12 protein-coding genes are annotated in these 11,849 nt (G+C 38.1%); 6 read left to right on the top strand and 6 right to left on the bottom strand.

What is annotated here, in order from left to right; translation table 11 throughout:
- Window positions 1-121: 121 nt before the first annotated feature.
- Window positions 122-670: an NUDIX hydrolase gene (locus H6G44_RS01790; RefSeq protein ID WP_190384831.1), complete on the top strand. Its 549-nt coding sequence runs from the start codon at window positions 122-124 to the stop codon at window positions 668-670.
- A gap of 257 nt (window positions 671-927) precedes the next feature.
- Here H6G44_RS01790 and H6G44_RS01785 read toward each other — a convergent pair whose 3' ends face one another.
- Window positions 928-1,710: an ATP-binding cassette domain-containing protein gene (locus tag H6G44_RS01785; RefSeq protein ID WP_190384830.1), complete on the bottom strand. Its 783-nt coding sequence runs from the start codon at window positions 1,708-1,710 to the stop codon at window positions 928-930.
- 149 nt (window positions 1,711-1,859) lie between these two features.
- Between H6G44_RS01785 and H6G44_RS01780 the strand changes: the two genes are divergently transcribed.
- The gene (locus tag H6G44_RS01780) at window positions 1,860-3,086 is read left to right on the top strand and encodes a tetratricopeptide repeat protein (protein WP_190384829.1); all 1,227 of its coding nucleotides are present in this window, start codon (window positions 1,860-1,862) and stop codon (window positions 3,084-3,086) included.
- Window positions 3,087-3,447: 361 nt separating this feature from the next.
- On the opposite strand, the gene ruvC is transcribed toward H6G44_RS01780, so the two are convergent.
- Window positions 3,448-3,939 carry a crossover junction endodeoxyribonuclease RuvC gene (ruvC, locus tag H6G44_RS01775; RefSeq protein ID WP_190384828.1) on the bottom strand — a complete coding sequence of 164 codons (492 nt, stop codon included), beginning with the start codon at window positions 3,937-3,939 and terminating at the stop codon, window positions 3,448-3,450.
- Between the two features lie 196 nt (window positions 3,940-4,135).
- Here ruvC and H6G44_RS01770 point away from each other — a divergent pair, with 196 nt between their 5' ends.
- Entirely contained in the window at window positions 4,136-5,509 is a 1,374-nt protein-coding gene (locus H6G44_RS01770; protein ID WP_190384827.1) for a gluconeogenesis factor YvcK family protein, read from the top strand.
- 24 nt (window positions 5,510-5,533) lie between these two features.
- The gene (gene tsaE, locus H6G44_RS01765; RefSeq protein ID WP_190384826.1) at window positions 5,534-5,974 is read left to right on the top strand and encodes a tRNA (adenosine(37)-N6)-threonylcarbamoyltransferase complex ATPase subunit type 1 TsaE; all 441 of its coding nucleotides are present in this window, start codon (window positions 5,534-5,536) and stop codon (window positions 5,972-5,974) included.
- A 155-nt stretch (window positions 5,975-6,129) separates the two neighbouring features.
- Here the strand turns inward: tsaE and H6G44_RS01760 are convergent, their stop codons facing one another.
- From H6G44_RS01760 to H6G44_RS01750, 3 genes are all read right to left on the bottom strand, one after another.
- On the bottom strand, window positions 6,130-7,062 hold the full coding sequence (locus H6G44_RS01760) for an energy-coupling factor transporter transmembrane component T family protein (protein ID WP_190384825.1): 933 nt from the start codon (window positions 7,060-7,062) through the stop codon (window positions 6,130-6,132).
- 73 nt (window positions 7,063-7,135) lie between these two features.
- Window positions 7,136-8,500 carry a ribosome biogenesis GTPase Der gene (der, locus tag H6G44_RS01755; protein WP_190384824.1) on the bottom strand — a complete coding sequence of 455 codons (1,365 nt, stop codon included), beginning with the start codon at window positions 8,498-8,500 and terminating at the stop codon, window positions 7,136-7,138.
- A gap of 170 nt (window positions 8,501-8,670) precedes the next feature.
- Window positions 8,671-9,414 carry a response regulator transcription factor gene (locus H6G44_RS01750; protein ID WP_190384823.1) on the bottom strand — a complete coding sequence of 248 codons (744 nt, stop codon included), beginning with the start codon at window positions 9,412-9,414 and terminating at the stop codon, window positions 8,671-8,673.
- Window positions 9,415-9,634: 220 nt separating this feature from the next.
- On the opposite strand from H6G44_RS01750, the gene H6G44_RS01745 reads away from it, so the two are divergent.
- Window positions 9,635-10,708 (top strand): YheT family hydrolase, encoded by a 1,074-nt coding sequence (locus H6G44_RS01745; protein WP_190384822.1) that lies wholly within the window; start codon window positions 9,635-9,637, stop codon window positions 10,706-10,708.
- A gap of 12 nt (window positions 10,709-10,720) precedes the next feature.
- A complete protein-coding gene (gene hetI, locus H6G44_RS01740; protein WP_190384821.1) occupies window positions 10,721-11,443 on the top strand; it encodes a 4'-phosphopantetheinyl transferase HetI in 723 nt (240 codons plus the stop codon).
- Window positions 11,444-11,526: 83 nt separating this feature from the next.
- Here the strand turns inward: hetI and H6G44_RS01735 are convergent, their stop codons facing one another.
- Window positions 11,527-11,748, bottom strand: coding sequence for a ferredoxin-thioredoxin reductase variable chain (locus H6G44_RS01735; RefSeq protein ID WP_190384820.1), 222 nt, complete (start codon window positions 11,746-11,748; stop codon window positions 11,527-11,529).
- Window positions 11,749-11,849: the final 101 nt, after the last annotated feature.

Raw genomic sequence — 11,849 nt, 5'->3', positions numbered from 1 at the left:
GAATAATGTACGTTTATGGTAGTGGGTAAAAAAATTACTATTTTTGCCACCGAAAAAGAACGGATAACAACAAAAACCCCCCGTATATTTTCTCTATATTGACAGACAGCAGAATTTTACTATGCCATTAGGTAGAGAATTACCACAGTTGCTCAAGCAACGCTTGTTTTATCAAGGACGCAAATTTAACTTTGAAGTTAACCGCTTGCGTTTACCCAACAAAGCCGAAGGAGAATGGGAATGTATTCGTCATCCCGGAGGTGCTTTGGCTATACCCATAACCGCAGAAGGTAAGCTTGTACTTGTGCGTCAATATCGGTTCGCAGTCCAGGGAAGATTGTTAGAATTTCCTGCCGGTACTGTAGAACCCAATGAAAGTCCTTTAGAGACAGTTAAAAGGGAAATCGAAGAAGAAACTGGCTATCATGCTCACAGGTGGGATAAATTAGGAGAGTTTTTTCTTGCTCCTGGTTATTCCGATGAAATCATCTATGCTTTTATTGCTAGAGATTTAGACAAGTTGGAAACACTACCAGCACAAGACGAAGATGAAGATATAGAAACAGTATTACTGACTCCCGAAGAATTAGAAAAAGCGATTCTGACAGGAGAAGCGGTAGATGCTAAATCTATTGCCAGTTTTTTCCTGTTGCGTTCATTTTTAAAGTAGGTAACTGGGAACAGGGAATAAGGTAGCGGGGGTAGAAGGTCGGGAAATAGGGGAATATTTCCTGACTCCATGACTTCTGAGTTGACATACTCACCGACCTGAAGGTGCGGTGATTCTTGACACTTCGCACAGAACACGCCACAAGTGGTCTTATCGTCCCTCCATGTCCATTTAAAGTCTCCCAATGCCATAAGGCGACTATGACCAAATTTTAACATAAAGCCGTCCGGGAAGGGGCTTGTGTCCCGTCTTTTCTGTCATTGTCTAGAATAACTGGTAACATAATTACGGGCACGATAATCTATGAATTGAGTTACAACTTTTTTAGTTGATGCAAATTCTTGTAATTGTCCAACATGATTTTGATTGTACTGAAATAAAGCTGTAAAATCTGAGAGTCGAGAGACTTGTGAGATATTGTGAGAAATAAATATGATTGTCAGTTCAGAACGCAAACACTCAATTAGTTCTTCAATCTTTCTAGTCGTAATAGGGTCAAGTCCACCATAAATTTCATCCATGAGAATAACTTGGGGTTTAACTGCTAAAGCGCGAGCAATACATAGTCGTTGTTGTTGTCCATAAGATAGTTCTAAAGCGGGTTTATAGAGCTTATTTTTGACTTCTTCCCAAATATCCGCAGCTTTAAGGGCTAATTCAACAATTTCATCTAATTCTGGTTTTGGCCGCCAACCAATTAATTTTATGCCGTAAGCAACGTTATCATAGATGCTCATGGGAAAAAGATTAGGTGTGGAGTAAATTGTGCTAATTTGACGACGGAGACGATTGAGGTTAATCCGTCGTTCGTAAATATTTTGCCCAAAAAATTCTATTTTTCCTTCAGTTTGGACATTTCCCTCTAAATCACTCATACGGTTAAGAGATTTTAAAAAGATGGACTTTCCACAACCACTAGGCCCCATAATAGCAATAATCTTATTTTGGGGAATATCCATGGAGATATTTTGTAGGATTTTCCGATTGTTATGGTAAAAACTAAAGTTTTTGACACTAATGGCCGGAATTATCTTGTTCATATTACGCAATAAGGAGTTAGGAATTAGGGAAAGAATACTTGTAACAGTTGATGTTTGCTTGTAACCATTAGTTCATTTCATGATAGTTGCTCTCACCATAAGTATTGATAATTCTGCATTTAAATTAATACAAGGAAAGTAAATCCACTATGCTACAGCGTTTCATTTTCATCATTACTACCATTATTGTCTGGCATTTATGTATTTTTACCACTCTGGCCGCAGAAAAAAAAATTGAAGATTTGGATAAGTTTCCTCCCAATCCTCTAGAAATAACTATAAATGATCCAATATTGCCAAATTTGCCAAATAAACGGGAATTAACAGCAACAGAATTACAAAAATTAAGAACAGACTTAGATGGATTAAATCAAGAAGCACAGATGACAATGCAAAGAGAAGATAAAAAGAAGGCCTTTGAGATTTGGAATCGTGAATTAAGGTTAAGACGCTTTTTAGGCACATTGTCTGAGGTGGAAGCTTTATCAAGAGTGGGAGAAATTGCTTGGAATCAAAATGAACGGGAAGAGGTGCGATATATTAGCAAACGATTACAAGTAATTCAAAGCGAGATGGAAAAACAAAAAAATACTGATTTACAGTTATGGAAATCCCTTGGAACTGCGTATCAAAAAATCCGTATTCCTAAATTGGGAGTATTGGTTTATGAACAGATTTTGATTTTAGTAAAAGCACAAAAAGATGTATCTATGGAAATAGAAACTTTAAAAAATATTGGAGAATTACATTTAAGTTGGTTTGATTATTCTCAAGCTGCTAATACTTACCAAAAACTGTTAAATTTGGCGATTAATCAGGGTGATAAAAACAATGAATTAGAATATTTAGAACAGTTAAATTATATTTATGCCCAAGCTAAACAACCCCAAGCAGCAATAGATATATTAAATCAATTAGTCCAAATTTACACTAACCAACAAAATCTAAATCAAATTCCTGCTTTAAAATTAGCCATAGCTACAAATTATGAATCTCTAGCTAAGGAAAATACTAACTTAAAACAACAGGCTTTTGATAATTATCAAGAAGCTTATACTAGTGCATGGCAATTAGAGCAGTACGCTAGAGCAGGAGAAGCACTAGAAAAATTAATTGCTTTCTACCGTTCAGAAAAACAAATAGATGCGGCTTTACAAACTGGTAAAATTCTCATAGAAACACAAACATTAGCTAACAATTTTTATGGTTTAATGTTAGCTTATGACGAAATTGGAAATTTATATTTAGAACGTCAAGAATATGCCCAAGCATTAACAGCATTTGAGAAAGGATTAGCAATGGCCAAACAACTTAAATACCAAGAAGCATATTTTACTCAACAGATTGAAAAGTTAAAAACCGAGCAGAAAATGTAGAGAATATCAAGATAAATAAAAAGTCCGTGTTAGCGGACTTTGGACATTGGATAAGGTTAAGTTGTCACCAAGAGAGCCTACAAGATGTTAGACTTATTTACATTTTTACTAACTAATTTGAGAAAATCAAGTGCTTTGATTTAAGAGTTAGGACATAATTCCTATATTTATGTCTGGAGAAAAAGGGATTTATTGATGATTATTGTTATAGGTGCATATCTTCCCTAACTGGAAGAGGTAGAGAATATAAGAAATTGCGGACATAATTAAGATTGTTTTGTCTAGGATTTTCTTCTCAGAACTAGTGGTAACTTGACAAAGGTACTGCTGGTCATTATTGGTTGAGTGATTGCTTTATATCTCACAATTGAAACGAAGCCGTTAAAGCTACAGCTAAAGCATCTGCAGCATCATCTGGACGAGGAATTTCATCTAAATCTAACTCCCGCATTACAGCCTCTTGCACTTCTGACTTATCTGCCTTACCATAATTCGTTAAAGCTTGCTTGATTTGGGGGGGTGCAAATTCTACATAAGGAAGTTGACGCTGTCCTAAAACCAACATCAGTACACCTCTAGCCTGTGCTACAATAATCGTATTTGCCATCCGATAGAAAAATAATTTTTCAATTGCCACTAAATCCGGTTGTAACTCCTCCATTAAGGTGTGTAAATCCTCAAATAAAATACATAGTCGTTGACTCATTTCCATATCAGCACTGGTGCGAATTACGCCAAAATCAACCATCTGTACCGTTGTCTCTTGTCCTTTAGTTAGGCTTTGTTGCCAATTAATTGCCCCAAATCCGACAATTGCCAGTCCTGGGTCTATTCCTAAAATTCGCTTTTTCATAAAATTCTCTATATTGGTACTGGTTACAAAATTGATGATTGGGTAATTTTTCTTTTTGTCCTTTTTTGTCCTCCTTTCTTCTGATACCCTATCTTCTCCAAAATATAATTGAATAAATCTTCTGGTTTTCCCTGAGTCCTGAAAGCAGGTGATGTAAAGTTTCTGTTATTGTTTGTACAAACTTTCCTTATTAGGTATGTTCATCGGTTTTTTGAAGCAAGCTATTAATTCGCTACAATTACAGTCCCACAGTCGCACCTCCTATCGGGTTCACCAATGGTTCAAATGGTTGTCCCCTGGATTATCGGTAAAACGCTGGTTACTTATCAGTGTTGGGGGTGTGGTGTTGGCAAGTTTGGGGTTAGCTATTTGGGTAAAGTTAACCCCCATTTTTTGGATACTAGAATTACTGAAAGGTCTTTTAGGATTCCTAGCGGACATTTTACCTAACTACATCAGCGGTCCATTACTGTTAATATGTGGTATTCTACTGGTGTTATGGGGGCAATCCCGCACTGTTGGTTCAATTACAGAAGTTCTCAGACCTGGAGTTAATGAAGAGGAATTGATAGATGTCCTCTTAGCCCATCGTCGCTTATATCGAGGTCCGAAAATCGTTGTTGTTGGTGGTGGAACTGGACTTTCAACTTTACTCAGAGGTTTAAAAACTTACAGTGCTAATATTACCGCTATTGTTACCGTAGCAGATGATGGCGGTTCTTCTGGTAGATTGCGCGAAGAGTTTGGCGTTTTACCACCTGGAGATATCCGCAATTGTTTAGCAGCATTAGCAGATGAGGAAAAATTACTGACAGAATTATTTCAATATCGCTTTCGGGCTGGAGATGGGTTAACAGGCCACAGTTTTGGTAATTTGTTTTTAACAGCCATGACTGATATTACTGGGGATTTGGAACAAGCGATCGCTGCTAGTTCTAAGGTATTAGCAGTAAGAGGACAAGTTTTACCTGCTACCCTTAGCGATGTCCGTCTCTGGGCAGAATTGACAGATGGCCGCCGCATTGAGGGTGAGTCTAATATTCCCAAAGCTGCGGGAAAAATTGTGAAAATTGGCTGTATTCCTGAAAATCCTCCGGCATTACCCGCCGCAATTAAAGCAATTAAAGAAGCTGATTACATTATTATTGGTCCAGGAAGTCTTTACACTAGTTTAATTCCTAATTTATTGGTTCAAGAAATTGCTGATGCGATTGCTGCTACCAATGCACCCCGCATTTACATTTGCAATATTATGACCCAACCAGGAGAAACTGATGGATATAGCGTTTCTGAACATATTCAAGCCATAGATAATGCCTGTGGTAACCGCAGGTTATTTGATGCTGTATTAGTCCATAAAAAAACACCCTCAGCCCAAGCACTAATCCGTTATGCTCAACAAAATGCCCATCCTGTATTTTTAGACAGGGAAGCTGTGATTCAATCAGGACGGCGATTAGTTCCTGCTAATATTATATTTGAAGATGAAAGTGGTGCTGTTCGCCATGACCCACAAAAACTAGCCAAGGTTTTATTAAAGTGGTACAGTGGAGCCCATCACGGGAAGTAGATGTTTCCTGAGGATTAATGACTAATGACTAAAATTTTCCTTCCTGACATGGAAGCAACACAGCAATTAGGTATTACCCTTGGGGAAACTTTGAATGCTGGTAGTGTGATTTTACTAGAAGGTGATTTGGGCGCTGGTAAAACTACTTTAGTGCAAGGTATTGGCAAGGGGCTGGGGATAATTGAATCTATTGTCAGTCCTACTTTTACTCTCATTAATGAGTACACAGAGGGACGTTTTCCTCTTTATCACTTGGATTTATACCGCTTGGAATCTCCAGAGGTTACAGGCTTGAATTTAGAAAGTTACTGGGAAGGTATAGAAGTAACACCAGGAATTGTAGCAATTGAGTGGGCTGAACGGATGCCCTATTTACCAGATAGTTATTTAAAGATATGTTTAAATTATACTGAAGATGTCCACCGTCTAGCGGAAATTACTGCGGTTAAATGTCAAGGAATATAAACTTCTACCGGAACTGAGGATAATGGTGCGGTTACTAGCATAACTAGAGAGTTTTCCGCACTGATGAGGTACAAAATTGAATCATGAAACTCTTGTGGTGCGGGCATCTTGCCCGCTAGATATGTACCTCCTAACACCGGGAAGTGCTGTAACTTTTAAGCTGTGCTATCAGCACCAAAAGCAATCCTAATTACCCAAAATATCATTAAAGTGGCGATCGCTAACCAATCACCTATTTTTAATTTTAACTCAAGCCATTTAACTTGATGTTCATTAGGACTGGTAAAACCCCTGACTATCATCGCATTTGCCATTTGTTCAGACCGCAAAAGTAGATTTTCTAATAATCTTTCAGTCACAATTAACCAAACTTTTGCCCCTCCTTTTAATCCTAGCTTTTTCCAATTAATTGCTCTAGTCATTACCGAACGCACCAGATTTTGAATTTCTTCTAAAACTAGGGGAATAAATCGCAAGGATAAAGTTAAAGTCAGCGTCAGTTCTGTAATGGGAATATTGAACCTGCTTAGGGGTTGCATTAAACTTTCCATACCTGAAGTAATTTCTTCTGGTGCGGTTGTGAGTAAATATAAATTAGTGCTGTAGATTAATGTAAAAACTATTGTACTCAAGCTAATTGCCAAATCCCAAGAACGGCGATTTACTTTCACAAATCCTTTCTGAAATAGTACATAGCTATATTGTTTTTTACTATCTGCTATTTTTGGAGTAATTTGGGTTTTTTTATCAGTTATTGGTTGAGTGAGAATTTGTTCACTTGTGGGTAAACGGGACTGATAACTTACTCCTAATCCATCAGGACTAATTGAGCCAATAACTAATACCATAAATGATAGTATCAACAACCAGCCCATTTGTTGTCGCCATACTCGCAGAGGAATTCTGGCAAATACCGTAAAAGTAATTAGTAGTAATACTAACAATAGTCGCCAATAATTATTAGCGACAATATAGCTACTGAGAAAGCTTAATAACCAAATTAACTTAACTCGCGGATCTAGTTTGTGTAACCAAGTTTGTGGTTCTTCTAAGTAAAGTCCGAGGGGAAGCGATCGCAATAAATCCATATTTTTGTCATTGGTCAGTTGTCAGTTGTCAACGGCCTCAAGTCCAGGAAGATGACCAACTGACAATAGTTCTTTATTTTACACGAGTAGCACGATTCGGACCACCAATTTCCATTTCTCGAACTTTCTTACTCCGCCAAAATAGGCGAATGGGTGTCCCTTGAAAGCCTAACTGTTTACGGAATTGGCGTTCAATGTAGCGGCGATAATTGTCATTAAAACGGGTATTATCATTAACAAACAGAGCAATAGAAGGAGGTTGACTACTCACCTGAGTGCCATAGTAGATCTTACCCTGACGACCGCCCCGTGAAGTCGGTGGAGAATGCCAACTAATAGCATCTTCTAGCACTTCATTAATTACTGATGTACTCACACGGCGTTTATGGGATTCAGCAGCTTGATTAACCAATTCTAAAATCTTTTCTACTCTTAATCCCGTAACAGCACTCACAAAAATAGTATCTGCCCATTCAGTAAAATGTAAGCGTGATTCTAATTCTTTTTCATGATCATAGATGGTATAAGAATCCTTGGCAACAGCATCCCACTTGTTAACAACAATAACACAAGCCCGACCTTCTTCTAAAATCCGTCCAGCTAATTTTTGATCTTGTTCAGTCACACCATCTACGGCATCAATCACTAATAAAACCACATCAGAACGACGAATAGCTTTAAAAGCGCGGTTAATACTGAAAAATTCCGTACCGTATTCTATATGTTTCTTTTTGCGAATACCAGCGGTATCAATTAATCTGTAGGTTTGTCCACCTCGTTCAACTATCGTATCAATTGTATCTCTAGTTGTTCCAGAAATAGGACTGACAATAGCTCTATTTTCACCGACAAAAGCATTTAGTAGACTGGATTTTCCGACATTTGGCCTCCCAATAATAGCAACTTTAATTTCTGGGTTTTCCTCTATTTCCGTTGTATGGGGAATGTGATTGATTAACTCATCTAAAATTTCCCCCGTACCACTACCATGAATAGCGGAAATGGGGAAAGGTTCACCCAGTCCCAATTCCCAAAATTCAGCAGCTTGAATCAATCCTTGGTCGGGAGATTCACATTTATTTACAGCCAACAACACCGGGACTGGTTGTTGACGTAACCATTCAGAAATTTCTTCATCTGCGGGCATCAGACCAGCTTGCCCATCCACCACAAAAATAGCAGCACAGGCTTCTGCAAGAGCCGTTAAAGCCTGTTGGCGAATCAAAGGTAGAAATTCGGTGTCATCGTTAAAAACTAAGCCACCTGTGTCCACTACGACAAATTCTCGATCATTCCAAAAAGCTGGACGGTAAGTGCGATCGCGTGTTACACCTGGTTCATCATGGACTATTGCCGATTGATCTCCGGCAAGACGATTCACAAGGGTAGATTTGCCCACATTGGGGCGACCGATAATTGCAACAATTGGCAATGCCATAAACTAGAGTTCTTTAGTGCTGAGTGTGTAGGTGTGCTGAGTTTTGTCTCTACGTTCTTCACCCAGCACTGTTTTAGAGAACTATTTATTATATCATAGTTTTTGATAATTATAGTTTGCTGAAAAAGTTGTCTATGAGTGAACAAGGACTAAGGATATTTAACTAGATTTTATTCAGAAATTGTAGCGGTAACTTCTTCATTACTAGAAGATACACTAGGTAATTCTAGACAATATCCAGCCCCATAGACAGTTTTAATGTAGCGAGGATGACGAGGTTCGGGTTCAAGTTTAGTCCTCAAGTGACGAATATGCACCCGAATAGTCTCAATATCATCATTAGGGTCATAACCCCAAACTTCTCTAAGAATTTCGCTAGGGGAAACGGTTTGTCCATGACGTTGTAGCAAACAGTGGAGTAACTCAAATTCTAAATGAGTCAATTTCACCGTTGCGTTGAACCAGATAGCCTCAAATCTTTCGGGAACGAGGGTAATAGGTCCATAATTAAGGATTTCACTATGTTTTGCCGCTTGGGGAATCCTGTCAGTGCGTCGTAACAAAGCCCGTATTCTTGCTAACAATTCCTCTACCTCAAATGGTTTAGTAAGGTAGTCATCCGCACCAGCATTAAACCCTTCTACTTTATTTTGAGTTTGGCTTAAAGCAGTCAGCATTAATACTGGAATCTCCGCAGTTCGCTCATCCCGACGTAAGCGTTGACAAATTGTAAACCCATCTACTTTGGGCAACATGAGATCAAGCATAATCAAATCGGGTTGTAGCTGGAGAGCCAGGGCTTGACCTTTGATACCATCTTCAGCTTGACTAACATCATAGCCAGCCATTTCCAAGTTGACGGCAACAAGTTCTGAAATCGCTAGGTCATCATCTATGACAAGAATCCTCGGCATTCTTAAAAATTATAACTACTTTATTTAAGGGTAATTGACTCTCCCCGACTCCTAAAAGTTCGCTATGCTAATTCTAGGAGCAAGTTGAGGGATTTTTGAGATTATCAAGCAAACCGTAAACTTGTGTTTTCCTTGATATATAAAAAGACTATCATCTTAATTATAAAAAATATGTTAAATCTAATATAAATATTACAATCAAAATCATTGTCCCATTCTTATGTATAAATACGAATATTCACCGCCATATTTTTTGCAAAGTGGCGTAACCATGACAACTTATACAGCTTTATGGGCTAGTCGTGATTGGGAGAGTAAAACTACTCATCCAGAACCAGAGTATCACGAAGTCATCTTCACTGGTGGGCAAGGTGTACCAATTTTTGGTAAAGTTGCTGTTCCCCCAAATGCCCATAGTACAATCATTGGTACTTATGGTATTACTGGAGAATTAGACCAACAATGGTTTTTGCAAATTTTGGGACGTAAGGCTTTTGCCCAAGGCTATGCTGTGGTATTATTTGACTGGCGAGCCCATGGTAAAACCGCAGAATTATCGCCAACATTGACTTCTGACGGTTTGTATGAAGGTGAAGATTTTGTCAGAATTGCGGAAACGTCTGCGAAAATGGGTTGTCCTCCGCAATTTTGGTTTATAGGCTATTCTTTGGGCGGACAATTGGCTTTGTGGGGAGTGAAAGCCGCAGCAGATTTAGCACCCAAAGATATTGATCTTGCTGGTGGGGCGGTGATTTGTCCGAGTTTAGATTCCTGGCGATCACTAACTTATTTAGTTACGCACCCATTCGGTAAATATATTGAATCTCGCATTGCTAAGGAATTAAAAAAACTAGCTAGGAAAATCCATGCTACTTACCCTGAATCTATTAATCCAGAAGCTATTGAAAGGGCTAATAGTATTTGGGGATTTGATGAAGAACTGGTGATTGAACGTTTGGGTTTTGCTACTGTCGCTGATTATTATCAAGCCAGCAGTGGGTTAGAATTGTTACCTAAACTATCTAAACCAACTTTAATTCTATATGCTGCTGATGACCCCTTATTTGATCCTGCTATTATTCCTGATTTAGAAACCGCTGCTAGGAAAAATTCCGATATAGATTTATTACTGACTCGCTACGGTGGACATGTTGGTTATGTAAGTAGTAGAAGATGTCAAAATCAATACCAAGATCCTGATCAGTGGTGGGCGTGGAATCGCGTTTTACAGTGGATAGAAATAAAACGTCACCAAAAAGTTGAACAGGTTTCTCTGGAAAAAAGTAAAGTTTAATTATTAACAAGTGTGTTTAATTATAACTGGCTACCTGCACCTAAAAACTTAAATTTGTCATTAAATGATGTGCATATTTGGCGCATTAATTTAAATCCATCACAATCACAATTACAAGCTTTTTGGGCAACTTTATCTAGTGATGAAATTGCTCGCGCTGACAGGTTTTATTTTCCTGAACATCGACAAAGATTTATTGCTGGACGTGGCACTCTCCGCGCCATTTTAGGGCAATATTTGGGTATTGATTCCAAACAAGTAGAATTTGAATATCAGCCTCGCGGTAAGCCTTTCTTAGCGGCTAAATTTGCTGACCAGGGATTATTATTTAATTTATCTCATTCTCAAGATTTGGCTTTGTGTGGGGTAAGTTATCAACATCAAATTGGTGTAGATTTAGAATATATTCGCACTATGTCCGATGTAGAAAGTCTAGCGAAACGGTTTTTTTCTCCTAGAGAATATGCACATTTACGACTAGTTTCCCCAGAAGAACAGCAACAAATATTTTTTCGTTACTGGACTTGTAAAGAGGCTTATCTAAAAGCGACAGGAGATGGTTTAGTACAGTTAGAAGACATCGAAATATATTTGATACCAAATCAACCAAGTCAATTACTTGTATCAAGAGATTGGGTTTTAAGGGAATTAACACCAGTAGAAAACTTTGCTGCTGCGGTTGTAGTTGCAGGTAGCAATATTAATTTACATTGTTGGGAATGTGGTATTACCTAAAGCAAGACTCAATAATTCCTGAATTCCTGATTTAGGATATTTATGGACGCATTCCCTCCACTTATATGCTTTTGATTTTTATTCTAGATGCTTTCTAGTTCAAAATCGCGTAAATGAGCTTTAAATTTTTTGCTAAACTGAACTAAAAAAGGAAAGTTAGCACTCACGGGTCTACCCTGCCACTGGGTAACAATAGCCACTACTTCCCCTTCTGTACCCTTGATGTCAAAACCATTACCCCGATGTTCAGGATGATGATAAACTACCACTGATTCTTTAACACGCACGTGATCGCCTACTTTCATAATATCCCATTATTTATCTAAATTTTGCTTTCCCAAAACCATCTCTACAGCTATTTTTAAATCAAAGTCCAGCATGATTTGAGGGTAATTCCAATTTTACA

The sequence above is a fragment of the Aphanizomenon flos-aquae FACHB-1287 genome (assembly GCF_014698755.1).
Classification (GTDB): Bacteria; Cyanobacteriota; Cyanobacteriia; order Cyanobacteriales; family Nostocaceae; genus Dolichospermum; species Dolichospermum flosaquae.
Note: the sequence above shows the minus strand (reverse complement) of the source record. Positions and strands in the feature narration are given on the sequence as shown.